The sequence below is a fragment of the Streptomyces sp. NPDC048461 genome, from assembly GCF_055587105.1.
On the sequence record NZ_JBVJGW010000005.1, the window covers coordinates 270,283 to 294,301 of the forward strand.

Consider the following 24,019-nt stretch of genomic DNA (forward strand, 5'->3'; position numbering starts at 1 on the left):
CGGCGGGCGGGTCGGGGCCGGGTGTCGTCCTTCGGGGCGCCCTCCGGGCGACCGGTGGACTACGCGATCGCGAACGTCCGCTTGAGGGCTCTCGGTTCAGGTGTCAAGGATCGGGCCGTGGCAGCGGTCGGGCTGTCCGGCTGCGGCTTGCAGACCAGCCTTGCGCGCGCCGGCCGGCGGCGGGCGTCCGCGGGTCAGATCCGGGATCTGAACTCGGCCCAGGGGGTGGGATCCAGGTCGTACTCCTCCCCCGCGGCCGAGTCCTCGCAGTACCAGGCGGTGCCGTCGATCCAGCCGCGCAGCCAGTCGGCGAAGCTGGGGCTGTCGAGGAACCAGGCGAGGTCGGGATCTCCCGGATTCGGGTCGAACAGCAGGACCTGGGCGGCCTCCGAGCGGCAGTCGACGCACACCCACATGCCGCAGCCGAAGTCGGCCACGGGCAGCACGGCCTCCGGCCATCGCCACCCGGACGCGCGCTGTGCCTCGTACGTCCGCACGATCTCGCGCAGCGGCAGCAGCCCGTACTCCGGGCCGAATCCGCCGTCCCCGACCCGGGTGTGGAGCCCGGCGAGCAGCGGGGGCAGGGCGAAGCCGAGTATGCGCTCGCTCCGGATGACCTCGCCGGTCTCCAGCGGTGCGGACAGCGGCTCTCCGTCGTCCCGCGCGCAGTGGCGGACGTGGGCCGCGACTTGCTCCAGCAACTGCTCGGTCTCGTTCATGCACTCATGGTGACCGACTCCACCGACAGCCCGCTCGCCCTGTGGACAACTCGGCCGAGCGCGCCCGCGACCGGGGTCAGCGGGCGGCGAACGGGGCGTCCGTCGGGACGATCTCGCGGCCCAGCGGGAGCAGGGAGAGCGGGACCATCTTGAAGTTGGCGATGCCGAACGGGATGCCGATGATCGTGACGCACAGGGCGATGCCGGTGACGATGTGGCCCAGGGCGAGCCACCAGCCCGCGAGGACCAGCCACAGGACGTTGCCCACACAGGACGGGGCGCCCGCGTCGTGCCGCTCGACCGTGGTGTAGCCGAAGGGCCAGAGGGCGTAGATCGCGATGCGGAAGGCGGCGATCCCGAAGGGGATGCCGATGATCGTGATGCAGAGCAGGACACCTGCCAGGACATAGCCCAGGAACAGCCAGATGCCGCTGAGCACGAGCCAAATGACGTTCAGGATTGTCTTCACTGCCTACGGCCTGCCATCTGTTCGAGCCGGGCGATGCGCTCGGCCATGGGGGGGTGGGTGGAGAACATCTTGGAGAGTCCTTCTCCCGGGCGGAAGGGGTTGGCGATCATCATGTGGCTCGCCGTCTCCAGCCGGGGCTCGGCGGGCAGCGGGAGCTGCTTGGTGCCCGCGTCGAGCTTGCGCAGGGCGCTGGCCAGGGCGAGCGGGTCGCCGGTGAGCTGGGCGCCCGAGGCGTCGGCCTCGTACTCGCGGGAGCGGCTGATCGCCAGCTGGATCACGGAGGCGGCCAGCGGGCCCAGGATCATGATCAGCAGCATGCCGAAGAGGCCGGGGCCCTCGTCGTCGTTCGACCGGCCGACCGGGATCAGCCAGGCGAAGTTGACCAGGAACATGATCACCGAGGCGAGTGCGCCGGCGACCGAGGAGATCAGGATGTCGCGGTTGTAGACGTGGCTCAGCTCGTGGCCGATGACCCCGCGCAGCTCGCGCTCGTCGAGGATGCGCAGGATGCCCTCCGTGCAGCAGACCGCGGCGTTGCGCGGGTTGCGGCCGGTGGCGAAGGCGTTGGGCGCCTCGGTCGGCGAGATGTAGAGCCGTGGCATGGGCTGGCGCGCGGACGTGGAGAGCTCGCGCACCATGCGGTAGAGATCGGGGGCCTCGAATTCGCTGACGGGGCGGGCGCGCATCGCGCGTAGAGCCAGCTTGTCGCTGTTCCAGTACGCGTACGCGTTCGTCCCGAGGGCGACCAGGACGGCGATGATCAGGCCGGTCCGTCCGAAGAAGCTTCCGATGACGATGATGAGTGCGGACATCCCGCCGAGGAGTACGGCGGTCTTGAGCCCGTTGTGCCGGCGGTGCACGGTACGCCCTCCAAGTGGTGCGGCAGGGGAGCCCCGTCGTGGGTCTGCGGGTCTAGGGTCCAGTGGACCCTTCCTTCCTGGTCAACGCGAGGTGGGGGCGTGGGGTTCCCAGGGCGCGCCGGGGTCGCCGCCCCCGCGGCCGGGGCGGCGAGGGCGGTGCGGGCGACGGCAGGGGTTACTCCATACGGGTTACGGCCCGAGTGCGGGCGCCGTACGGTCGCGGGCGGGCTACTGGGGGAAGAGCGATCCCGACGCGAAGCGCAGGACCAGCTGCGGGGCGCCCGAGAGCACCACGGCGGTGACGGCGGTGAGCACGATCGCGGCGGTCACCGGCCACGGGGCCCGCGCGGGTGCGGCGGGCGGTGCCCCGGCCGGCGTGCCCGCGGACGCGCCGTCCGGCGTGCGGGCGGTTTCCGGCGCGCGGAACAGGAGCGCCGTCCAGCGCAGGTAGTAGTACAGGGCGAGGACGACGTTGACCGCCATGACGACGGCCAGCCAGCCCAGGCCCGCGTCGACGGCGGACCGGAAGACGGTGACCTTGGCGAAGAGGCCGATGAGGCCCGGCGGCAGGCCGGCCAGGCAGAGCAGGAAGAAGGCCAGCGAGAGGGCGGCGAGGGGGCGCTCGGCGTACAGGCCGCGGTAGTCGCTGATCCGCTGGAGCGGCTTGGTGCGGGCGACCAGCGCGGCGACGGCGAAGGCGCCGAGGTTCACGGCCGCGTACATGAGGGCGTAGGCGACGGTGGAGCCGATCTGGTCGCGCCCGGAGTACGCGGCGGCCGCGATCGGGACCAGCAGGTAGCCGGCCTGGCCGACCGAGGACCAGGCGAGGAGGCGTACGGCGCTGTTCGGCCGGTCGGCGGACTGGCGCAGGGCGGCGGCGTTGCCGAGGGTCATGGTGAGGGCGGCGAGGACGGCGAGGGCCGGGCCCCAGATGTCGGAGTACGCCGGGAAGGCGATCACCGTGACGAGGATGAGGCCGGTGAAGCCGACGGCCTTGCCGATCACCGAGAGGTAGCCGGCGATGGGCAGGGGGGCACCGACGTACGTGTCGGGGACCCAGAAGTGGAAGGGGACGGCGGCGGTCTTGAAGGCGAAGCCGACGAGGGTGAGCGCGACGCCGGCCATGGCGAGGGTGTCGAGCTGCCCGGGGACGTCTTCGAGGCGGTCGGCGACCTGGCCGAGGTGGAGGGAGCCGGTGGCGGCGTAGACGAAGCTGACGCCCATCAGGGACACGGCGGTGGCCGTGACGGAGGACAGGAAGAACTTGAGGGCGGCCTCGGAGGAGAGCCGGTCGCCGCGGCGCATGCCGACGAGGGCGAAGGCGGGCAGCGAGGCCACTTCGAGGGCGACGATCAGGGTCGCCAGGTCGCGCGAGGCGGGCAGCAGGGCCGCGCCGGCGGCGGAGGAGAGCAGCAGGAACCAGTACTCGCCGGCCGGCATGCGCGCGTCGCGGACGGCGGTGACCGACAGCAGTGCGGTGATCAGGGCGCCGCCCAGGACCAGGAACTGGACGACGAGCGCGAAGTGGTCGGCGGTGTAGCTGCAGGCGGTCGGGTCGCCGGTGAGGCAGAAGGTGGTGCGGTCTCCGGCGCGCAGCGGCAGCAGGCTGGCGGTCGCGGCGGCGAGGCCGGCCACGGAGACCCAGCCGAGGACGCCCTTGCGGTTCTCCGGTACGAAGAGGTCGGCGACCAGTACGGCCAGGCCGACGGCGGCGGTGATGACGACGGGCGCGATGGCGAGCCAGTCGACGGACTGGACCAGGTTCGGGGTCTCGGCGGCGAGGACCGCGAGGGCCGTCATGAGGTGCCTCCTGCGAGGAGCTTCTGGACGGCCGGGTCGGTGAGGCCGAGGAGGACCGCGGGCCACAGGCCGGCGAGGACGGTGAGGGCGGCGAGCGGGGTCCAGGCGGCGAACTCGTAGCGCTGGACGTCCGCGACGGCGAGCGGGGGGCCGGCCTTCGGATCGCCCATGCAGACGCGCCGTACGACGATCAGGAGGTACGCGGCGGTGAGCAGCGTGCCGAACGCGCCGACGGCCGTGTACGTGAGGAACGCGGGGCGCGGCAGCCCGCGGGCCGGGTCGAAGGCGCCGAACAGGGCCAGCATCTCGCCCCAGAAGCCGGCCAGGCCGGGCAGGCCGAGGGAGGCGACGGCGGCGAAGGCGAGGAGCGCGCCGAGGCGGGGGGCACGGCCGTAGAGGGCGGCGCCGGTGGCTCCGGCGAGGGTGTCGAGGTCGGCGGTGCCGTAGCGGTCCTTGAGGGCGCCGACCAGGAAGAAGAGGAGGCCGGTGATCAGGCCGTGGGCGATGTTGGCGAAGAGCGCGCCGTTGACGCCGGTGGGGGTCATCGACGCGATGCCGAGGAGCACGAAGCCCATGTGGCCGACGGAGGAGTACGCGATGAGGCGCTTGAGGTCGCCCTTGCCGCCCTTGCGGGCCAGCGCGAGGCAGGCGAGGGAGCCGTAGACGATGCCGACGGCGGCGAAGGCGCCCAGGTAGGGGGCGAAGGTGGCCATGCCGTCGGGAGTGACGGGGAGCAGGATGCGGACGAACCCGTACGTGCCCATCTTCAGCAGGACGCCCGCCAGCAGGACGGAGCCGACGGTGGGGGCGGCGGTGTGGGCGTCCGGGAGCCAGCTGTGCAGCGGCCACATCGGGGTCTTCACGGCGAGGCCGATGCCGATGGCGAGGACCGCCAGGAGCTGGGTGGTGTGGGTCAGTTCGCGGCCGTTGTCAGAGGCGAGTGCCACCATGTCGAAGGTGCCGCTGTTCAGTCCGATGAGCAGCAGGCCGAGCAGCATGACGACGGAGCCGAGGAGGGTGTAGAGGATGAACTTCCAGGCGGCGGCCTGCCTTTGAGCACCGCCCCAGCGGGCGATGAGGAAGTACATCGGGATGAGGACCATCTCGAATGCGAGGAAGAAGAGCAGCAGGTCGAGGACGGCGAAGGTCGCGAGGGTGCCGGACTCCAGGACGAGCAGCAGGGCGACGAAGGCCTTCGGGGAGGGGCCCTCGGGGAGCTTGAAGTAGCTGTAGAGCGCGCAGAGGAAGAACAGCAGCGCGGTCATCAGGAGGAGGGGGAGCGAGATGCCGTCGATGCCGAGGTGGATGCGGACGTTCAGCGCCTGGATCCAGCTGATGTCCGTCGTCGCCTGGAAGCGTGACGGGGCGTCGTGGTCGAAGCCCAGGGCGAGGGCGACGGCCGCGGCGAGGATCACGCCGGTGACGGTCACGCCGTGGCGCAGCACGGCTTGTTCGGGGCTGCGGCCCTTGAGTCCGGGCGGGGCGGGCAGGAGCGCCGCGGCGGCGCCGAGGAGCGGTGCGGCCACGACGAACGCCAGAAGGAACTGCATCACGGACGGGCTGATATCAATCACGGCTGACTCACGGCTCACGATCCGGCGTTGACGTTGGCGAGGACGGCGGTGGCGATCGCCAGGACCACGGCTCCGGCGAGCAGGGCGCTCAGGTAGCTCTGCACGTTGCCGGTCTGGGCGCGGCGGACGAGGCCGCCGAGCAGCCGGGCGCCGGTGCCCGCGCCGCGGACGTACGTGTCCACGACCTCGCGGTCGAGGAAGCGGACGAGGCTCGCGGCCGCCCGGACGGGGCGGACGAACAGCCGGTCGTAGACGGCGTCGAGGTGGAAGCCGTCGGCGGCGTGGCGGTGGAGCGGGCCGAGGAGGGCCCGTCCGGGGTCGGCAGCGGGGCCCGCGGGGACGGCGGGGTGCGTGTGGGCGACCTCCGCGACCTCGGGGGTCTCGGCCGCGGACTCGGCGGCTGCGGTGGCGGCGGACACCGTGGCGGCGACGGCGGCGGGCTGTGCGGTCCCGGGGGCGGCGGCGGTTCCGTCTGCGGTCGCGGCCGTGGGGGCGGCTGCGGCCGCTGCCGCCGGGCCGATCGCGGCGGGCGCGGTGGCGGCCTTGGCGGTGGCGCGCTGCCAGAGGGCGTACGTGAGCATCGCCCCGATGGCTGCGGCGCCCGTGCCGAGGATCGAGGTGGCCAGGGTGGGGGTGAGCTGCCCGCCGTCGAACCAGTCGGCGAGGGAGCCCGCCGCGAGGCCGAAGCCGACCGAGGGGATCGCCAGCAGCCACAGCACGCCGGTCATGGCGAGGGGCTCCTTGCCGTGGTCGGGGGCGGCGGCGCCCCGGCCGCGGAAGGCCATGAGCCACAGCCGGGTGGCGTAGGCGGCGGTGAGCAGGGCGGTCAGTACGCCGGCGACCAGGACCAGCCAGCCGGCGGCGCTGGGGGCGAACTCCGAGTGGCCGGTGGCGGCGTGCTCGGCGGCGACGAGGACGGCTTCCTTGGAGAAGAAGCCGGCGAAGGGCGGGACGGCGGCGAGGGCGAGCAGCGCGATCGTCATCGTCCAGAAGGCGTCGGGGATGCGCCGGGCGAGCCCGCTCGTCCGCGACATGGCGGCGAGGGAGTTCGTACCGGCGGCGTGGATGATCACGCCCGCGCCGAGGAACAGCAGCGCCTTGAAGGCGCCGTGGGACAGGAGGTGGAAGACGGCCGCTCCGCGGTCGCCGACGGCCAGGGCGCCGGTCATGTAGCCGAGCTGGCCGATCGTGGAATAGGCGAGGACGCGTTTGATGTCGTCCTGCGCGAGGGCGGCGAGGCCGGAGCCGATCATCGTGACGGCCGCCATGACGGCCATGACCACCAGCGCGGCCCGGGAGGCCGCGAAGACCGGCAGGAGGCGGGCGACGAAGTACACGCCGGCGGCCACCATCGTCGCGGCGTGGATCAGCGCGGAGACCGGGGTCGGGCCCGCCATGGCGTCGGGGAGCCAGGTGTGCAGCGGGAACTGCGCGGACTTGCCGGCGACGCCGGCCAGGAGCAGCAGCGCGATCAGCGTCGGGTGGTCGAGGCCGCCCGTGGCGACGGTGTCGAGGATCTTGGTGATCTGGAACGAACCGGCGTCGGTGGCGAGCGCGAACAGGCCGATCAGGAAGGGGACGTCGCCGAGCTTGGTGACGAGGAAGGCCTTCAGGGAGGCGGAGCGGGCCGCCTCGGTCTCCCAGTAGTGGCCGACGAGGAAGTACGAGCAGATGCCCATGACTTCCCAGCCGACGAGCAGCACCATCAGGTCGCCGGAGTAGACGACGAGCAGCATGGCGGAGGTGAACAGGGAGACCAGGGCCGCGTACGAGGGGTAGCGCGGGTCCTCGCGGAGGTACGCCGTCGAGTAGAGCTGTACGCAGGTGGCGACGAGCGTGACCAGGACGGCGACCAGCACGGCGAAGCCGTCGAGGTAGAGAGACAGCTCGATCGGCACCGAGCCGGTCGGGGTCAGCTCGGTCGCGGCGCCGATCGGCCGGCCGCCGCCCTGGCGGAGGGCGACGAGCACGGCCAGGACGCCGGCGGCCAGGGTGGGGAGGATGGCGAGGGGCCGTACGAAGCCGGGGGCGGTGCGGCCGACGAACAGTCCCGCCACCGCGCCCAGGAAGGGCAGGAGGGGGACGAGTACGGCGAGGGTCGTGGTGCTCACGCGGCGACCTCCGGCCGTGCGGTGGCCGTGCCGGCGGCGTTGCCGGTGTCGGGCCGGTCGGGCTCGTGTCCTTCGGCGGTGTCGCGCAGCCGGTCGATGTCCGAGCTGCCGCGGTTGCGGTAGACCATCAGCACGATCGCGAGGCCGATGCCGATCTCGGCGGCGGCGATGGCGATGGTGAACAGGGTCAGGGCCTGGCCGGCGTGCAGGGCGTCGCGCAGCCACACGTCGAAGGCCACCAGGTTGAGGTTGACGGCGTTGAGCATCAGCTCGACGGACATCAGCACCAGGATGGCGTTGCGGCGGGCCAGGACTCCGTACAGGCCGGTGCAGAAGAGGAGCGCCGCGAGGACGGCGGGGTAGGCGAGGTGCATCAGCGCCGGCCCTTCTTGTCGCCCGGTCCGGCCGGGGTGGCGGCGGGGCCGGCGGGCTCGGCGGGTCCGGCGGGTTCGGCGGGTTCGCCCGGTTCGGCCGGGGCGTTCTTGCGGGACAGCACGATGGCGCCGATGAGGGCCGCGAGGAGCAGGACGGACAGCGCCTCGAAGGGCAGCACCCAGTGCCGGAAGAGGCTCTCCCCGGAGACCTTCGTGGAGCCCTGGACCGGGCCGTCGAGGTCGATCCACGTCGCCCGGAAGGCGTCGACGACGACCCAGACGAGTGCGACGGCGGCGATGACCGCGACGCCGAGGGCGACCGGCCGGTTGCCGGAGTCCGCGTCCGGGGAGCGGCCGATGGGGGCCTTGGTGAGCATCAGCCCGAAGAGGAGCAGGACGACCACGGAGCCGAGGTAGATCAGGACCTGGACCCAGGCGATGAACTCGGCAGTCAGCAGCAGGTACTCGACGGCGATGCCGCCGAGGGCGACGACGAGCCAGAGGGCGGCGTGCACCAGCTGCTTGGTGGTGACCGTGACGAGGGCCGCGCCGAGCGTGGCGAGGCCGACGAGGACGAAGGCGATCTCGACGCCGGTCGGCGACAGGAAACCGGGTGCCTGGGCGGCGGCGGGGACGGCCGGCGCGGTGGTGGCGCCGACGGCGGCGGCGGCTGCGGCCGCGAAGGGGGCGGTGAACATCAGGCGGTACCTCCCGCCGGGGCGTCGGGGTCATCGGGGGCGTCGGATCCGGTACCGGTTCCCTGGCCGGGGGCCGGGCCGGTCCCGGATCCCTGGCCGGGGGCGCTCTCGGGCGCGGGTGCCGGGCCGGGGGCGGAATCGCTCGCGGGGCCGGGGGCGTCAGGTTCGGGTGCGGGTCCCGTGCCTGGGGTGGTTCCAGGGGCGGGCCCCGGGCCGGGAGCGGTTCCAGGCGCGGAGCCGGTGCCCGGGGCGGCGGGGCTGGTACCCGGTGCCGGGGTGCCCGGACCAGCGCCGGGAGCGGAGTCGCTCGCGGGGGCGGGGGCGTCAGGTTCGGGTGCCGGGGCGGAGGGGTTGGCAGCGGGTGAGCCCGTGCCGGGAGCCGCGGGGCTCGTACCAGGTGCCGGGGTGCCCGTGCCGGGAGCCGCAGGGCCCGTACCCGGTGCCGGGGTGCCCGTGCCGGGAGCCGCAGGGCCCGTACCCGGTGCCGGGGTGCCCGGGGCGGAGGGGCTCGTGCCGGGGGCCGGGTCCGTGCCGGGAGCCGTACGGCGTGCACCCGGTGCCGGGGTGGCCGGGGCGGTGCCGGGGGCTGGGGTGGAGGGGTAGGTGCCCGGGGTGGGGGTGGCGGGGGTGGCGGCGGCTTCGGCCTTCTCCACCGCCTTGCGGGCGGCCGCGAGTTCCTTCGGCTCCTCGGCCGCCGGGTCCAGCGCCGGCGGCGCCGGGACGGTCCACATCCACTCGCGGAGCTTGTCCCGCTCGTGGGTCAGCTCGTGGATGTCGGTCTCCGCGTACTCGAACTCCGGCGACCAGAACAGGGCGTCGAAGGGGCACACCTCGATGCAGATGCCGCAGTACATGCAGAGGGAGAAGTCGATGGCGAAGCGGTCGAGGACGTTGCGGCTGCGCTCGCGGCCACCGGGGGTGGAGGCCGGCACCGTCTCCTTGTGGGAGTCGATGTAGATGCACCAGTCGGGGCACTCGCGGGCGCACAGCATGCAGACCGTGCAGTTCTCCTCGAACAGGCCGATGACCCCGCGCGAACGGGGCGGCAGTTCGGGCTGCACCTCGGGGTACTGGGCGGTGTGCGAGCGCTTCGTCATCGTGCGCAGCGTCACGGCCAGGCCCTTGGCGAGGCCGGATCCGGGGATGGGCATCAGTTGATCGCCACCTTCACGATGCCGGTGAGCGCGATCTGGGCGAGCGCGAGGGGGATGAGTACGGTCCAGGCGAGTTTCTGGAGCTGGTCCTCGCGCAGGCGCGGGTAGCTGACCCGGAGCCAGATCACGAGGAACGCCAGGACCGCGACCTTGAGCAGCGTCCAGACCCAGCCGAGGCTCTCGGCGCCGAAGGGTCCGTGCCAGCCGCCGAGGAAGAGGACGGTGGTGAGGCCGCAGAGGACGACGATGCCGGCGTACTCGGCGAGGAGGAACAGCGCGAAGCGCAGGCCGGTGTACTCGGTGTACGCGCCGAAGATGATCTCGGAGTCGGCGACGGGCATGTCGAAGGGGGGCCGCTGCAGTTCGGCCAGGCCGGCGACGAAGAAGACGAGCGCGCCGACGATCTGCCAGGGCAGCCACCACCACTCGAAGGCCTCGACGATGCCGGGGACGGAGACCGTCCCGGCGGCCATGGCGACGGAGGCGGCGGCGAGCAGCATGGGGAGCTCGTAGGCGAGCAGCTGGGCCGCGGTGCGGAGGCCGCCGAGCAGGGAGAACTTGTTGGCGGAGGCCCAGCCCGCCATGAGGGAGCCGAGGACCCCGACGCCCATGACGGCGAGGGCGAAGAACAGCCCCGCGTCGACGACCTGGCCGACCGCGCCCTCGCCCGGCCCGATGGGGATGACGAGGAGGACGAGGAGGTACGGGAGCAGGGCGACGGCGGGTGCCAGTTGGAAGATCCGGCGGTCGGCGGAGGCCGGGACGATGTCTTCCTTCTGCGCGAACTTCACGCCGTCGGCGACGAGCTGGGCCCAGCCGTGGAAGCCGCCGGCGTACATGGGGCCGAGCCGGCCCTGCATGTGGGCCATCACCTTGTGCTCGGCCTGCCCGACGACGAGCGGGAGCACGAGGAAGACGGCGAAGACGACGATCAGCCGCAGGGCGACGTCGAGGACGTCGTTCACGCGTCGCCTCCGTTGTCGGGGGTGGGGTCGGGTTCGGTACGGGGTGACGTGCCGTCGGCCGCGGCGGGGTCCGTTGCCGCCGGGGGCTCGGCCGGGGCGGAGCGGCGCGGGGCGGTGGCCCCGTCCTCGGCGCCGTCCCCGTCCCCGTCCGGGGCCTCGGTCCGCGGCGCGGCGGACGGTGCCGAAACGGCCGGTGCCGAAACGGCCGGTGCCGAAACGGCCGGTGCCGGATCGGCCGGTGCCGGATCGGCCGGTGCCGGGTCGGACGGAACGTCGCCCGCCGGAACGTCGCCCGCCGGGGCTTCGTCCGCCGGGGCTTCGCCGGGCCGCGCCGGGTCGGTGGCGCGGGCCGGGTCGGCCGGCGGCTCCGCGAAGGCGGGCTTCGGGTCGTGCCAGGGGGCGTCCGTGCTCCGCGGCGCCGACCGCCTCGGGGGCTCCGTGCCGGGGGCGGCCTGGCTCACCGAGCCGTCGCCCGCCGAGCGGGAGCGCCGGGGCGGGCGCGCCGCATCGGGAGCGGAGGCGGGCGCCGCAGCGGCCTGGCTCGCCGAGCCGTCCGCGACCGAGCGGGAACGCCGGGGCGGGCGCGCCGCCGCGTCGGCGGCGGGCCCGGTCGGCGCCGCGTCAGAGGCCGGCACCGTCCCAGCGGCCGGGTCACCGCCGGGGGCCGTAGCCGCGCCCGGGGCCGTCGCCGCCCCAGGAGCCGTAGCCGCGCCCGGGGCCGTCGCCGCCCCAGGAGCCGTCGCCGTGCCCGGGGCGGTCGCCCCGGCGGCAGCAGCCCCGCGGGTTTCCGCCGAGCCCGCGGCGGGCGGGCGGGTGCGGCGGGCCGGGGCGCCCTCGCGGGCGGCGGCGCCGGCCGCACCGGCGGCGCGGGCGCCGCGGGCCGGGCGGGCAGGAGCCGGCGGGAGCTGGCCCTTCATCGGGCCCCAGTCGTTGGGGTCCGGTACGCCCGGCGGAAGCATCTGGCGGCGCTTGGGGCCGTCGGGGTCGGCGCCCTCGCCCGGCTCCTTGGCGCCCGGCCAGGCCTTGGCGACGCGCGCCGCCAGGACGAAGTCCTTGCGCAGCGGGTGCCCTTCGAAGTTCTCCGGGAGGAGGAGCGGAACCAGGTGCGGGTGGTCGGTGAAGACCACCCCGAACATCTCGAAGGTCTCGCGCTCGTGCCATTCCGCCCCCGCGTAGACGGCGACGGCGGAGGCCAGCTTCGGCGCCGTGTGCGGGACGGTGGTGCGCAGCAGCAGGCGGCGTACGCGGTGGTTCTCCAGGGAGACCACGTGCGCGCAGATCCGGAAGCCGGTGCCCGGCTCGTCGACCGCGCTCAGCCAGTCGAAGTACGTGCAGCCCAGCTTGTCCCGGGCGATTTCGAGGGAGGGGATCCAGGAGCCGAGGGGGACGTCGACCGTCAGGACCTCGTACGCGTAGGAGCCCACCGCCTCCTCGCCGAAGACCGTGGACGCCGCGTCGGGCAGGGAGTCGTAGAGGTTCACGCGCCGGCTCCCGGGGCGGGCGGGGGCGTGACCAGGCCGCTGGTGAGCTGCCCGACGGACGGGGCCTGCGCGTAGCGCTCCGCCAGGGACTCGCGGGCGATCTTCTCCTGGAGCTTGAGGATGCCCTGGAGGAGCGCCTCGGGGCGCGGCGGGCAGCCCGGTACGTAGACGTCGACGGGGATGATCTGGTCGACGCCCTTGGTCACCGAGTACGAGTCCCAGTACGGGCCGCCGCAGTTGGAGCAGGCGCCGAAGGAGATGACGTACTTCGGCTCCGGCATCTGCTCGTACAGCCGCTTGACGGCCGGGGCCATCTTGTCGGTGACGGTGCCCGAGACGATCATGAGGTCTGCCTGGCGGGGCCCCGGCGCGAAGGGGATGACGCCCAGGCGGATGAAGTCGTGCCGGGCCATCGACGCGGCGATGAACTCGATCGCGCAGCAGGCGAGGCCGAAGTTGAAGACCCACAGGCTGTAGCGGCGGCCCCAGTTCAGGACCACCTTCATGGGCTCGGGGGCGAGGCGGGAGAGCACGCCGAGCCGCTTCGGCTCGGGGAGCAGCTCCGGCCGGGCCGGTGTCACGTCCATTCGAGGACGCCCTTCTTGTACGCGTAGAGCAGGCCGACGGCCAGGAAGCCCAGGAAGACGAACATCTCCACGAGCGTCGTGGCGCCGTAGCCGGCGGCGGCGAACACGGTCGCCCAGGGGAACAGGAAGATCGAGTCGACGGCGAAGATGACGTAGAGGAACGCGTAGACGTAGTAGCGGACCTGGGTGTGGGCCCAGCCCTCGCCGACCGGGTCGACGCCGCACTCGTACGTCAGCAGCTTCTCGGGGGTGGGCACGTTCGGCCGCAGCAGGCGGTTCGCGGTGAAGGCCACGGTCACGAAGAGCACACCGAGGACGGCAAGCAGGCCGACGACCGAATAACTCCGGAAGTAGTCCGCTGCGAGCACGGTCACGGTCGATACCGTTGGTTCGGGCACGTCCGTCTTCGCTCCTCGGCCGCTGTCGACGATCTGTTACGGACGGGAGTCTAGGGCCTGCCTTCCGCGGGGTGGGGTTATCCCCCGTTCACAGCACCCCGGCCACCCCATGGCATCGGCGGGGGCCGCTTGGCAGGCTGTGCCGCATGACCGCGAGCGATCTGACGAACCACACCGCCGGCGACGACCGTCCGCCGCCCGTACGCCCCGCCTTCGACGCCGTGACGTGGAAGGAGATCGCGCACCTGCTGGGCAACCTGCCGGTGGCGCTGGTCGGTTTCGTCTACACGGTGGTCATGGTCAGCGTCTCGGGCGGCCTGTCCGTGACCGCGGTCGGGCTCCCGCTGCTCGCCGGCGGACTCTTCCTGTCCCGGCAGCTGGGACGGCTGGAGCGGGCCCGGGCCCGGGTGCTGCTCGGGGTGCGGGTGGAGGAACCGAGTCCGCTCCCCGGGCCGAAGCGGACCGGCGGCTTCTTCCCCTGGCTGTGGACGACGCTCAAGGACCCGGTGGCCTGGCGGACGGTGCTGTACGAGCTGATCCGGCTGCCGTGGGGGGTGCTGACCTTCACCGTCGTGCTGACCGGGCTGTTCGTGCTGTGGCCGGTGCTGCCGTACGTGGTGCGGGGGCTGGCGAACGCGGACCGGGCGATGGTGCGGGGGCTGCTCTCGCGCTCCGACGAGCTGGAGCGGCGGATCGCGGAGCTGGAGTCCGACCGGGGGGTCGTCGTGGACACGGCGGCGGCCGACCTGCGGCGCATCGAGCGGGACCTGCACGACGGGGCGCAGGCGCGGCTGGTGGCGCTGGCGATGGGGCTCGGCCTGGCGAAGGAGAAGCTGCTGGAGGACCCGGAGGGCGCGGCGGCGATGGTCGACGAGGCCCACGGCGAGGTGAAGCTGGCGCTGCGCGAACTGCGGGACCTGGCGCGGGGGATCCACCCGGCCGTGCTGACCGACCGGGGGCTGGACGCGGCGCTGTCGTCGGTGGCCTCCCGGTGCCTGGTGCCGGTGAAGGTGGCGGTGGACCTGCCGGCGCGGCCGGCGGAGGCGATCGAGGGGATCGCGTACTTCGTGGTGTCGGAGCTGCTGCAGAACGTCAGCAAGCACGCGGGGGCGCGGAGTGCGGGCGTTGAGGTCTGGAAGTCCGGGGCGCGGCTGCTGATCCGGGTCTCGGACGACGGGCGCGGCGGGGCCCGGCCGGCCGGCGGTACGGGCATGGCGGGGCTCGCGGAGCGGCTGGAGGCGGTGGACGGGGTGTTCGTCGTGGACTCCCCCGAGGGCGCGGGCACGGTGGTCACGGCGGAACTGCCGTGGCGGGACCGGGCCGCCGCGCCGGAACCGCCGGTCCGGGCGCACTGACCGGGGCGGGCGCACCGACCGGGCCGGGGGCGGGGCGGGCGCGGGGCGGCGGAACGCCCCTGCCGCGCCCGGCCGCCGCCGCCGACCCGTACGCATGACCGTGGGACTCCCGTCCGGAGCGTGGGCGGGGGTCCTTCGGCGTTCCCGCCGCGGCGGCGCGCCGCCCCCGGGAACGGCTGCCCCCGCGAACGCCGCCTCCGTGAACGGCGGGCCCGCCGGCCGGCCGAGGGCCGGCCGCAGCCCCCGGGGTGGGGTTATCCCCCCGGTGGAGAGGCCCACCCACCGCATGGTTCGGCGGGGTCCCGGGCGGCAGGCTGGAGGCATCGGAGAGACACGGGCGGTTCGACGGAGAGGGCGGGTCGGGATCATGGGCAACGGCGAGGGCGGCGGCGGCACGGGCGGGGGGTTCGGCGTGGTGCTGCGGGCTCCGCTCGCGGCACGGACCTGGCGCGAGTTCGGGTACCTGCTGACCGGGATGCCGCTGAGCGTCCTGTACTTCTCGCTGGCGGTCACCGGGGTGAGCCTCGGCGCCGGGCTGCTCGTCACCTTCCTCGGCATCCCGGTCCTGGCGGGCGTACTGGCCATGTGCCGCGGGTTCGGGCACCTGGAGCGGGCGCGGGTGCGCACCCTGCTCGGGGTGGCGGTCGCCGATCCCGCGCCGGTCCGGGCGAAGAAGAGCGGGGCGCTGTCCGCGATGGGCGCGCTGCTCAAGAGCGGGAGCGCCTGGCGGCACGCGCTGTACTGCCTGGTCCACTTCCCGTGGGCGGTGTTCGGGTTCGTGGTGGCACTGGTGTTCTGGGCGGTCGGCTGGACCTACCTGCTGTACCCGCTGTGGTTCTGGGTGATCCCGGCCTTCACCGACGAGCCCGGTCTGCAGCTGTTCCAGAACGGCGACCACGTCTACTACCTCGACTCCCCCGCCGCGATCGTCCTGACCTCGCTGGTCGGGCTGGTGTTCACGCTCGCCACCCCGTGGGTGTTCCGGGCCCTGACCACCGTCGACCGGGTGCTGGTCGGCGGGCTGCTCGGGCCGTCCCGGCTGGACACCCGGGTCGTCGAGCTGGAGTCGGACCGGGGCGTGGTCGTGGACACCGCCGCGGCCGACCTGCGGCGCATCGAGCGGGACCTGCACGACGGGGCACAGGCCCGGCTGGCGGCGCTGGCCATGGACCTGGGTCTGGCGAAGGAGAAGCTGGCGCAGGACCCGCAGGCCGCGGCGCGGATGGTGGACGAGGCCCACGGCGAGGTGAAGACCGCCCTGCGGGAGCTGCGCGACCTGGCCCGCGGGATCCATCCGGCCGTGCTGACCGACCGGGGCCTGGACGCGGCGCTGTCGTCGGTGGCCTCGCGGTGCGCGGTTCCGGTGCGGGTGGCCGTGGAGCTGCCGGCGCGGCCCGCGGCGGCGATCGAGGGGATCGCGTACTTCACGGTCTCGGAGCTGCTGCAGAACATCAGCAAGCACGCCTCGGCCCGGGCGGCCTCGGTGGACGTGTGGAAGTCCGGGGAGCGGCTGCTGATCCAGGTCTCCGACGACGGCCGGGGCGGCGCGGACCCGGCGTCCGGGACGGGACTGGCGGGCCTCTGCGAGCGGCTGGACGCGGTGGACGGCGTCCTGGTGGTCGACTCGCCCGCGGACGGCGGCACGACGGTGACCGCGGAGCTTCCCTGGCGGTGACCCCGGCGCGCCCCCGGCGGTCGTGAACCCCCGCCCCGCCCGCCGCCCGGCGGGGCGGGGCGGGGTCGCGTGCGGTGCCTCCGCATGTGAAAACTCCCCCCGTACGCGCACCCGTTGTCCCGGCTCTGCCTTTATCCGGGCTTGAGGCTGGGATGCTTGGCTGAGCCGGGTGGTGCGGGTACGAGTGGACGCGGGAGCTGCTGAATCGTGGAAGACAGGGTGCGGGTGGTCATCGCCGAGGATTCGGTGCTGCTGAGGGAGGGCCTGACCCGTCTGCTGACCGACCGGGGGCACGACGTCGTCGCCGGCGTCGGGGACGCCGAGGCCCTGATCAAGACGGTGGACGAGCTGGCCGCGGAGAACGCGCTGCCGGACGTGGTGGTGGCCGACGTGCGGATGCCGCCGACGCACACCGACGAGGGCGTACGGGCGGCGGTCCGGCTGCGGCGCGACCACCCGGGCATGGGCGTGCTCGTGCTGTCGCAGTACGTGGAGGAGCAGTACGCCACCGAACTGCTGGCCGGTTCCTCCACCGGGGTGGGGTACCTGCTCAAGGACCGGGTGGCCGACGTGCGGGAGTTCCTCGACGCGGTGGTGCGGGTGGCCCGGGGCGGTACCGCCCTGGACCCCGAGGTCGTCGCGCAGCTGCTGGGCCGCAGCCGCAAGCAGGACGTGCTGGCGGGGCTGACGCCGCGGGAGCGCGAGGTACTGGGGCTGATGGCCGAGGGACGCACCAATTCCGCCGTGGCCAAACAGCTGGTCGTGAGCGACGGCGCGGTGGAGAAGCACGTCAGCAACATCTTCATGAAGCTGGGCCTGTCGCCGAGTGACGGGGATCACCGGCGTGTACTGGCCGTTCTCACCTATCTGAAGTCTTGATCGACTGACACTCTGTCAGATATGGCATACCGGCCGGGTCGTCTCAAGGTACGGTCCGACGGTCCAGAATGTGGCCGCTCCAGGGGAGTGCACTCCTACGGACGTAGGGTGGATCCCGGGGGTGCCCACGCCTCGAAGGAGGTCCAGTTCAGTGACCAGCCAGGTCAGCAGCCCGGCCGAGCAGGCCGACGGGGCCGGGGATGCGGTTGTCGGCGGACAGCGCGCTCCGGCGGGTCCGGGCGGCAAGGAAGTACGCCGCCTCGATCGTGTGATCATCAGGTTCGCGGGCGACTCGGGTGACGGCATGCAGCTCACCGGCGACCGGTTCACCTCGGAGACGGCGTCGTTCGGAAACGACCTTTCGACGCTCCCGAACTTCCCCGCCGAGATCCGCGCCCCCGCCGGAACCCTTCCGGGCGTGTCCTCCTTCCAGCTCCACTTCGCCGACCACGACATCCTGACGCCCGGTGACGCGCCGAACGTGCTGGTCGCGATGAACCCCGCGGCCCTGAAGGCGAACATCGGGGACGTGCCGCGCGGCGCGGAGATCATCGTCAACACCGACGAGTTCACCAAGCGCCCCATGGCCAAGGTGGGCTACGACACCTCCCCCCTCGACGACGGCTCCCTCGACGCCTACAACCTCCACCCCGTGCCGCTGACGACCCTCACGGTCGAGGCGCTGAAGGAGTTCGGGCTCTCCCGCAAGGAGGCCGAGCGCAGCAAGAACATGTTCGCGCTGGGCCTGCTGTCGTGGATGTACCACCGGCCCACCGAGGGGACCGAGAGCTTCCTGCGGCAGAAGTTCGCGAAGAAGCCGGAGATCGCGGAGGCCAACGTCGCCGCCTTCCGGGCGGGCTGGAACTTCGGCGAGACCACCGAGGACTTCGCGGTCTCCTACGAGGTCGCGCCCGCCACCCGCGCCTTCCCGACGGGCACCTACCGCAACATCTCGGGGAACCTGGCCCTGTCCTACGGGCTGATCGCGGCCGGACGCCAGGCCGATCTGCCGCTCTACCTGGGCTCGTACCCGATCACGCCGGCCTCCGACATCCTGCACGAGCTGAGCCGGCACAAGAACTTCGGCGTACGGACCTTCCAGGCCGAGGACGAGATCGCCGGCATCGGCGCCGCCCTGGGGGCGGCCTTCGGCGGCGCGCTCGCCGTGACGACCACCTCCGGGCCGGGCGTGGCCCTGAAGTCGGAGGCGATCGGACTCGCGGTCTCCCTGGAACTGCCGCTGCTGGTCGTGGACATCCAGCGCGGCGGCCCGTCCACGGGCCTGCCGACCAAGACCGAGCAGGCCGACCTGCTCCAGGCCATGTACGGGCGCAACGGCGAGGCCCCGGTCCCGATCGTGGCCCCGCGCACCCCGGCGGACTGCTTCGACGCCGCCCTCGACGCGGCCCGGATCGCGCTCGCCTACCGGACGCCGGTGTTCCTGCTCTCCGACGGCTACCTCGCCAACGGCTCGGAGCCCTGGAAGATCCCGGACGTCGACGACCTCCCGGACCTGAAGGTGCCGTTCGCCACCGGGCCCAACCACGAGCTGGCCGACGGCACCGAGGTGTTCTGGCCGTACAAGCGCGACCCGCAGACCCTGGCCCGCCCCTGGGCCGTGCCCGGCACTCCCGGCCTCGAACACCGCATCGGCGGGATCGAGAAGCAGGACGGCACCGGCAACATCTCGTACGACCCGGCCAACCACGACCTGATGGTCCGTACCCGCCAGGCCAAGATCGACGGCATCGCCGTCCCCGACCTGGACGTCGACGACCCGGACGGGGCGCGCACGCTCGTCCTCGGCTGGGGCTCGACGTACGGCCCGATCACCGCGGCCGTCCGCCGGCTGCGCGTGGCCGGCCGGCCCGTCGCCCAGGCCCACCTGCGCCACCTGAACCCCTTCCCGGGGAATCTGGGCGAGGTCCTGGGGCGTTACGACAAGGTCGTGGTGCCGGAGATGAACCTCGGACAGCTCGCCACCCTGATCCGGGCGAAATACCTGGTCGACGCCCAGTCGTACAACCAGGTCAACGGAATGCCGTTCAAGGCGGAGCAGCTCGCGACGGTCCTCGAGGAGGCCATCAATGACTGAGGTGACCGACGCCCCCCATCCGACACCGACGCCGACGCCACCGCAGACCCTGCTGTCCCTCGTGCCGAAGGCCGAGGCGAAGCAGTCCATGAAGGACTTCAAGTCCGACCAGGAGGTCCGCTGGTGCCCGGGCTGCGGGGACTACGCGGTCCTCGCCGCCGTGCAGGGCTTCATGCCCGAGCTGGGGCTGGCGAAGGAGAACATCGTCTTCGTCTCCGGCATCGGCTGCTCCTCCCGCTTCCCGTACTACATGAACACCTACGGGATGCACTCCATCCACGGCCGCGCCCCGGCCATCGCGACCGGGCTGGCCACCTCGCGCCGCGACCTGTCGGTGTGGGTGGTGACAGGAGACGGTGACGCCCTCTCCATCGGCGGCAACCACCTGATCCACGCGCTGCGGCGCAACGTCAACCTCAAGATCCTGCTGTTCAACAACCGGATCTACGGTCTGACGAAGGGGCAGTACTCCCCCACCTCCGAGGTCGGCAAGATCACCAAGTCGACCCCGATGGGCTCGCTCGACGCGCCCTTCAACCCGGTGTCCCTCGCGATCGGGGCGGAGGCCACGTTCGTCGCCCGCACCGTCGACTCCGACCGCAAGCACCTGACCGAGGTGCTGCGCCAGGCGGCTGACCACCAGGGCACGGCGCTGGTGGAGATCTACCAGAACTGCAACATCTTCAACGACGGCGCCTTCGAGGTCCTGAAGGACAAGGACCGGGCCGAGGAGGCCGTGATCCGGCTGGAGCACGGGAAGCCGATCCGGTTCGGCGCCGACGGGGCCAAGGGCGTGGTCCGCGACCCGGCCACCGGAGACCTGGAGGTGGTCGCCGTGACCCCGGAGAACGAGGGACGGATCCTGGTGCACGACGCGAGCGGCACCAGCCCCACGCACGCGTTCGCGCTGTCGCGGCTGGCCGACCCCGACACGCTGCACCACACCCCCATCGGGGTCTTCCGCAGCGTCGAGCGGCCGGTCTACGACACCCTCATGGCCGAGCAGCTCGACGCGGCCGTCGACCGGAGCGGCAAGGGCGACCTCGGCGCCCTGCTGGCCGGCAACGACACCTGGACCGTCGTCGGCTGACCCGTACGGCGTACGCACCGGGGCCCGGCCCTCCCGCAGCGGAGGTCCGGGCCCCGGTGCGTCACGGGCCCCCGGCGCGTCACGGGCCCCCGGACCGCAGGGCTCACGCTGCGGGACCGATCGGAACCAGCCGAGCACTTTCGAAAAGTTAGCGCTTACCGTAGGGTGGTTACTACCGCCCCGCCCTACGAGGAGAGCACCCATGAGCATCGTCGTCACCGGAGCCACCGGATCCCTCGGCCGTCTCGTCATCGAGGAACTGCTGGCCCGCGTCCCCGCCGACCAGGTCGCCGCCGTCGTCCGCGACCCCGCGAAGGCCGCCGGTCTCGCCGCGCGCGGCGTGGACGTCCGCGTCGCCGACTACGACGACCCCGCCGCCCTGGCGGCCGCCTTCCGGGCCGGCGACCGGGTGCTGCTCGTCTCCGGCAACGAGATCGGGCGCCGTACCGCCCAGCACACCGCCGTGCTCGACGCCGCCCGGGCCGCGGGCGTGGCGCAGCTCGCCTACACCGGCGTCCTCGGCGGCCCCGAGGCGGACTTCGACCTGGCCGCCGAGCACCGGGCCACCGAGCGGGCCATTCTCGACTCGGGAGTGCCGTACACCTTCCTGCGCAACGGCTGGTACCACGAGAACTACACCGGTCAGCTGGCCGCCGCCCTGGAGCGGGGCACCGTCCTCGCCAGCGCGGGCGAGGGCCGGATCGCCTCGGCGGCGCGCGCCGACTACGCCGCCGCCGCGGCCGTGGTGCTGACCGGCGAGGGCCACCTGAACCGGGCCTACGAGCTCTCCGGGGACACCGCCTGGAGCCTGGCGGAGTACGCCGCGGAGCTGTCGGCGCAGACGGGCCGGGAGATCACGTACACCGCGGTCCCGGCCGCCGAACACCTGGCGGTCCTGACCGGCGCAGGGGCGCCCGAGCCGTTCGCGGCGATCCTCGTCGACGTGGACGCGGCGATCGCGCGCGGCCGCCTGGCGGACACCTCCGGGGACCTGGCCCGCCTGATCGGGCGGCCGACGACCCCGCTGGCCGAGGCCGTGCGCACGGCCCTGGCCTGACCCCGCTCCCGGCCCGGGTCCCGGCCAGACTCCCGAGGGCCCCGGCCGGGCGCGGCGGACCCCCGCCTGTCATGAGTCTCCTGCCGATACGGGCATGACATCCGGCGCGTGCGGCGCTACCGTCGTGAGGTTGGCCGGAAATCGCACAGGAGGACCCGTGAAGCCACGGACCGAGCAGCGCACGGGTTTGCTCAGCGGCTTCGCCGCATACGGACTGTGGGGGCTGGTCCCCCTCTTCTGGCCGCTGCTCAAGCCCGCCGGCGCGGTCGAGATCCTCGCCCACCGCATGGTGTGGTCCCTCGCCGTGGTCGGGATCGCCCTGCTCGCGCTGCGGCGCTGGGGCTGGATACGGGAGCTGCTCCGCCGGCCGCGCAAGCTCCTCCTGACGACGCTGGCCGCCTCGGTCATCACCGTGAACTGGGGCCTGTACATCTGGTCCGTCAACAGCGGCCACGTCGTCGAGGCGAGCCTCGGATACTTCATCAATCCGCTGGTCAGCATCGCGATCGGGGTGCTGGTGCTCGGCGAGCGGCTGCGCCGCGCGCAGTGGGCGGCGGTCGCGATCACCGTCGTCGCCGTGCTGGTGCTCGCCGTCGGATACGGGCGCCCGCCGTGGATCTCCCTGACCCTGGCGTTCTCCTTCGCGACGTACGGACTGATCAAGAAGAAGCTCAACATGGGCGGCCTGGAGTCCCTCGCCGCCGAGACGGCCGTGCTGTTCCTGCCCGCCCTCGGCTACCTGGTCTGGCTGGGCGCGCAGGGCCGGTCCACCTTCGCCTCGCACGGGACCGGGCACACGGTGCTGCTCGCCGCCACCGGGCTGGTCACCGCGATCCCGCTGGTGCTCTTCGGGGCGGCCGCGATCCGGGTCCCGCTGTCGACCCTCGGCCTGCTCCAGTACATGGCCCCGGTGTTCCAGTTCGGGCTCGGCGTCCTCTATTTCCACGAGGCCATGCCGCCCGAGCGCTGGGCCGGATTCACCCTGGTGTGGGCGGCGCTCGCCCTGCTGACCTGGGACGCGCTGCGCACGGCCCGGCGTTCGCGGATACGGCTGGACGTCACCCCCGTCGCCGTGGCGGCGCCGGCCCGCGAACCGGCGTAACCGCACGCACACCGCCCCCACGATCCCCGGTACGGAACTCCCGTACCGGGGATCGTCCGTTTTCCGAACCCGCCTGACCGAATTGTGGTCTTGACGGACAGTCACGCTCTCACCGAACATCGGGCTCGCACTGACGCACCATCGCTCACCTGCTCTATCGCTCGTTCCGTCAAATCCCCGCGGAATCCCGGAGCCCCCACATGAGCCTGTCCGTCTCCCGGCGCCTCGCAGCCGTGACCGCATTCGCGGTCGCGGGTCTGATCGCCTCCACCGCCCCCGCCGCACTCGCCGCCCCCTCGGCGGTCACCGCGGCGCCGACGCCGCCCGACATTCCGCTGGCCAACGTCAAGGCCCACCTGTCGCAGCTCTCGACCATCGCCGCGAACAACGGCGGCAACCGCGCCCACGGCAGGCCCGGCTACAAGGCCTCGATCGACTACGTGAAGGCCAAGCTGGACGCGGCGGGCTTCACCACCACGCTGCAGACCTTCACGTCCAGCGGCGCCACCGGCTACAACCTCATAGCCGACTGGCCGGGCGGCGACCCGAACGCGGTCCTGATGTCCGGGGCCCACCTCGACTCGGTGACCTCCGGCGCGGGCATCAACGACAACGGGTCCGGCAGCGCGGCCGTGCTGGAGACCGCCCTCGCCGTCTCCCGCGCCGGCCTCCAGCCCACGAAGCACCTGCGCTTCGGCTGGTGGGGCGCGGAGGAGCTCGGCCTGGTCGGGTCGAAGTACTACGTCAACAACCTGCCGACCGCCGAGCGCGCGAAGTTCGCCGGGTACCTGAACTTCGACATGATCGGCTCGCCGAACCCGGGCTACTTCGTCTACGACGACGACCCGACGATCGAGCAGACCTTCAAGAACTACTACGCGGGCCTCGGCGTCGCGACGGAGATCGAGACCGAGGGCGACGGCCGCTCGGACCACGCGTCCTTCAAGAACGTGGGCATCCCGGTCGGCGGCCTGTTCACCGGCGCCAGCAACAGCAAGACGGCGGCCCAGGCGCAGAAGTGGGGCGGCACCTCCGGTCAGGCCTTCGACCGCTGCTACCACTCGTCCTGCGACTCGCTGACGAACATCAACGACACCGCCCTGGACCGCAACGCCGACGCCATCGCCTACGCGATCTGGAACCTGGGTGCATCCACCCCGGTCCCGCCGGGCCCGTCGTTCGAGAACACCGCGGACGTCAGCATCCCGGACAACTCCACCACCGGAGTGACCTCGCCGATCACCGTCTCGGGGGTCACGGGCAACGCCCCGGCCACCACCAAGGTGGACGTGAACATCGTCCACACCTACCGCGGTGACCTGGTGGTCGACCTGGTCGCCCCCGACGGCACCGTGTACAACCTGCACAACCGCACCGGCGGCAGCGCCGACAACCTGGTGCAGTCGTACACCGTGAACGCGTCCTCCGAGGTGGCCAACGGATCCTGGAAGCTCCGGGCCAGGGACGCGGCCGCGCAGGACGTCGGCTACATCAACAGCTGGAAGATCACCTTCTAGCACCGGCCGCAGACGCCACCGCAGCAGACGCCACCGGCAGCCGGCACCACCGGCCGCAC

The 24,019-nt window shown here is 73.0% G+C and carries 21 protein-coding genes; 8 read left to right on the forward strand and 13 right to left on the reverse strand.

Going from position 1 to position 24,019, the window contains the following annotated elements; genetic code table 11:
• Window positions 1-194: 194 nt before the first annotated feature.
• From ACZ6S8_RS11795 to ACZ6S8_RS11855, 13 genes are all read right to left on the reverse strand, one after another.
• A complete protein-coding gene (locus ACZ6S8_RS11795; RefSeq protein ID WP_469454694.1) occupies window positions 195-719 on the reverse strand; it encodes an SMI1/KNR4 family protein in 525 nt (174 codons plus the stop codon).
• Between the two features lie 76 nt (window positions 720-795).
• A complete protein-coding gene (locus ACZ6S8_RS11800; protein ID WP_469454695.1) occupies window positions 796-1,188 on the reverse strand; it encodes a YccF domain-containing protein in 393 nt (130 codons plus the stop codon).
• Window positions 1,185-2,048, reverse strand: coding sequence for a zinc metalloprotease HtpX (htpX, locus tag ACZ6S8_RS11805; RefSeq protein ID WP_469454698.1), 864 nt, complete (start codon window positions 2,046-2,048; stop codon window positions 1,185-1,187). The genes ACZ6S8_RS11800 and htpX overlap by 4 nt, the downstream gene beginning before the upstream one ends.
• 228 nt (window positions 2,049-2,276) lie before the next feature.
• Window positions 2,277-3,848, reverse strand: coding sequence for an NADH-quinone oxidoreductase subunit N (locus ACZ6S8_RS11810; protein ID WP_469454700.1), 1,572 nt, complete (start codon window positions 3,846-3,848; stop codon window positions 2,277-2,279).
• Window positions 3,845-5,398: a complex I subunit 4 family protein gene (locus ACZ6S8_RS11815; protein WP_469454917.1), complete on the reverse strand. Its 1,554-nt coding sequence runs from the start codon at window positions 5,396-5,398 to the stop codon at window positions 3,845-3,847. The genes ACZ6S8_RS11810 and ACZ6S8_RS11815 overlap by 4 nt, the downstream gene beginning before the upstream one ends.
• Window positions 5,399-5,436: 38 nt before the next feature.
• Window positions 5,437-7,533, reverse strand: a complete 2,097-nt coding sequence (locus tag ACZ6S8_RS11820) for an NADH-quinone oxidoreductase subunit 5 family protein (RefSeq protein WP_469454701.1) — start codon at window positions 7,531-7,533, stop codon at window positions 5,437-5,439.
• Complete coding sequence (gene nuoK, locus ACZ6S8_RS11825) at window positions 7,530-7,907, reverse strand: NADH-quinone oxidoreductase subunit NuoK (protein ID WP_469454702.1); 378 nt, start codon at window positions 7,905-7,907, stop codon at window positions 7,530-7,532. Before nuoK ends, ACZ6S8_RS11820 begins: the two co-directional genes overlap by 4 nt.
• A complete protein-coding gene (locus ACZ6S8_RS11830) occupies window positions 7,907-8,605 on the reverse strand; it encodes an NADH-quinone oxidoreductase subunit J family protein (RefSeq protein ID WP_469454704.1) in 699 nt (232 codons plus the stop codon). Before ACZ6S8_RS11830 ends, nuoK begins: the two co-directional genes overlap by 1 nt.
• A complete protein-coding gene (locus tag ACZ6S8_RS11835; protein ID WP_469454706.1) occupies window positions 8,605-9,756 on the reverse strand; it encodes a NuoI/complex I 23 kDa subunit family protein in 1,152 nt (383 codons plus the stop codon). The genes ACZ6S8_RS11830 and ACZ6S8_RS11835 overlap by 1 nt, the downstream gene beginning before the upstream one ends.
• Window positions 9,756-10,724, reverse strand: coding sequence for a complex I subunit 1/NuoH family protein (locus ACZ6S8_RS11840; RefSeq protein WP_469454707.1), 969 nt, complete (start codon window positions 10,722-10,724; stop codon window positions 9,756-9,758). Before ACZ6S8_RS11840 ends, ACZ6S8_RS11835 begins: the two co-directional genes overlap by 1 nt.
• Window positions 10,721-12,205, reverse strand: coding sequence for an NADH-quinone oxidoreductase subunit C (locus tag ACZ6S8_RS11845; RefSeq protein ID WP_469454708.1), 1,485 nt, complete (start codon window positions 12,203-12,205; stop codon window positions 10,721-10,723). The genes ACZ6S8_RS11840 and ACZ6S8_RS11845 overlap by 4 nt, the downstream gene beginning before the upstream one ends.
• Window positions 12,202-12,792, reverse strand: coding sequence for an NADH-quinone oxidoreductase subunit B (locus ACZ6S8_RS11850; RefSeq protein ID WP_351275544.1), 591 nt, complete (start codon window positions 12,790-12,792; stop codon window positions 12,202-12,204). Before ACZ6S8_RS11850 ends, ACZ6S8_RS11845 begins: the two co-directional genes overlap by 4 nt.
• Window positions 12,783-13,190, reverse strand: a complete 408-nt coding sequence (locus tag ACZ6S8_RS11855) for an NADH-quinone oxidoreductase subunit A (RefSeq protein ID WP_469454710.1) — start codon at window positions 13,188-13,190, stop codon at window positions 12,783-12,785. Before ACZ6S8_RS11855 ends, ACZ6S8_RS11850 begins: the two co-directional genes overlap by 10 nt.
• A 146-nt stretch (window positions 13,191-13,336) precedes the next feature.
• Here ACZ6S8_RS11855 and ACZ6S8_RS11860 point away from each other — a divergent pair, with 146 nt between their 5' ends.
• The 8 genes from ACZ6S8_RS11860 to ACZ6S8_RS11895 all read left to right on the forward strand — a co-directional run bounded on the left by ACZ6S8_RS11860 (window position 13,337) and on the right by ACZ6S8_RS11895 (window position 23,960).
• A complete protein-coding gene (locus ACZ6S8_RS11860) occupies window positions 13,337-14,545 on the forward strand; it encodes a sensor histidine kinase (protein WP_469454712.1) in 1,209 nt (402 codons plus the stop codon).
• A 367-nt stretch (window positions 14,546-14,912) separates the two neighbouring features.
• On the forward strand, window positions 14,913-16,220 hold the full coding sequence (locus ACZ6S8_RS11865) for a sensor histidine kinase (RefSeq protein WP_469454713.1): 1,308 nt from the start codon (window positions 14,913-14,915) through the stop codon (window positions 16,218-16,220).
• 219 nt (window positions 16,221-16,439) lie between these two features.
• Entirely contained in the window at window positions 16,440-17,099 is a 660-nt protein-coding gene (locus tag ACZ6S8_RS11870; protein WP_469454919.1) for a response regulator transcription factor, read from the forward strand.
• Between the two features lie 151 nt (window positions 17,100-17,250).
• Window positions 17,251-19,194, forward strand: a complete 1,944-nt coding sequence (locus ACZ6S8_RS11875; protein ID WP_469454714.1) for a 2-oxoacid:acceptor oxidoreductase subunit alpha — start codon at window positions 17,251-17,253, stop codon at window positions 19,192-19,194.
• Window positions 19,187-20,284, forward strand: a complete 1,098-nt coding sequence (locus ACZ6S8_RS11880) for a 2-oxoacid:ferredoxin oxidoreductase subunit beta (RefSeq protein WP_469454716.1) — start codon at window positions 19,187-19,189, stop codon at window positions 20,282-20,284. Before ACZ6S8_RS11875 ends, ACZ6S8_RS11880 begins: the two co-directional genes overlap by 8 nt.
• Window positions 20,285-20,486: 202 nt before the next feature.
• Window positions 20,487-21,341 (forward strand): SDR family oxidoreductase, encoded by an 855-nt coding sequence (locus ACZ6S8_RS11885; protein ID WP_469454718.1) that lies wholly within the window; start codon window positions 20,487-20,489, stop codon window positions 21,339-21,341.
• Between the two features lie 157 nt (window positions 21,342-21,498).
• Window positions 21,499-22,443: an EamA family transporter RarD gene (gene rarD / locus ACZ6S8_RS11890; protein WP_469454719.1), complete on the forward strand. Its 945-nt coding sequence runs from the start codon at window positions 21,499-21,501 to the stop codon at window positions 22,441-22,443.
• 200 nt (window positions 22,444-22,643) lie between these two features.
• On the forward strand, window positions 22,644-23,960 hold the full coding sequence (locus ACZ6S8_RS11895; RefSeq protein WP_469454721.1) for a M28 family metallopeptidase: 1,317 nt from the start codon (window positions 22,644-22,646) through the stop codon (window positions 23,958-23,960).
• The last annotated feature ends 59 nt before the right edge of the window (window positions 23,961-24,019 follow it).

What these genes read in the sequence shown, in the direction of transcription:
- ACZ6S8_RS11810 (WP_469454700.1), bottom strand. Translation starts at nt 3,848, where the DNA reads ATGACGGCCCTCGCGGTCCTCGCCGCCGAGACCCCGAACCTGGTCCAG.
- ACZ6S8_RS11885 (WP_469454718.1), top strand. Translation starts at nt 20,487, where the DNA reads ATGAGCATCGTCGTCACCGGAGCCACCGGATCCCTCGGCCGTCTCGTC.
- ACZ6S8_RS11880 (WP_469454716.1), top strand. Translation starts at nt 19,187, where the DNA reads ATGACTGAGGTGACCGACGCCCCCCATCCGACACCGACGCCGACGCCA.
- ACZ6S8_RS11815 (WP_469454917.1), bottom strand. Translation starts at nt 5,398, where the DNA reads ATGCAGTTCCTTCTGGCGTTCGTCGTGGCCGCACCGCTCCTCGGCGCC.
- ACZ6S8_RS11895 (WP_469454721.1), top strand. Translation starts at nt 22,644, where the DNA reads ATGAGCCTGTCCGTCTCCCGGCGCCTCGCAGCCGTGACCGCATTCGCG.
- nuoK (WP_469454702.1), bottom strand. Translation starts at nt 7,907, where the DNA reads ATGCACCTCGCCTACCCCGCCGTCCTCGCGGCGCTCCTCTTCTGCACC.
- ACZ6S8_RS11795 (WP_469454694.1), bottom strand. Translation starts at nt 719, where the DNA reads ATGAACGAGACCGAGCAGTTGCTGGAGCAAGTCGCGGCCCACGTCCGC.
- ACZ6S8_RS11860 (WP_469454712.1), top strand. Translation starts at nt 13,337, where the DNA reads ATGACCGCGAGCGATCTGACGAACCACACCGCCGGCGACGACCGTCCG.
- ACZ6S8_RS11850 (WP_351275544.1), bottom strand. Translation starts at nt 12,792, where the DNA reads ATGGACGTGACACCGGCCCGGCCGGAGCTGCTCCCCGAGCCGAAGCGG.
- ACZ6S8_RS11835 (WP_469454706.1), bottom strand. Translation starts at nt 9,756, where the DNA reads ATGCCCATCCCCGGATCCGGCCTCGCCAAGGGCCTGGCCGTGACGCTG.
- ACZ6S8_RS11830 (WP_469454704.1), bottom strand. Translation starts at nt 8,605, where the DNA reads ATGTTCACCGCCCCCTTCGCGGCCGCAGCCGCCGCCGCCGTCGGCGCC.
- ACZ6S8_RS11865 (WP_469454713.1), top strand. Translation starts at nt 14,913, where the DNA reads ATGGGCAACGGCGAGGGCGGCGGCGGCACGGGCGGGGGGTTCGGCGTG.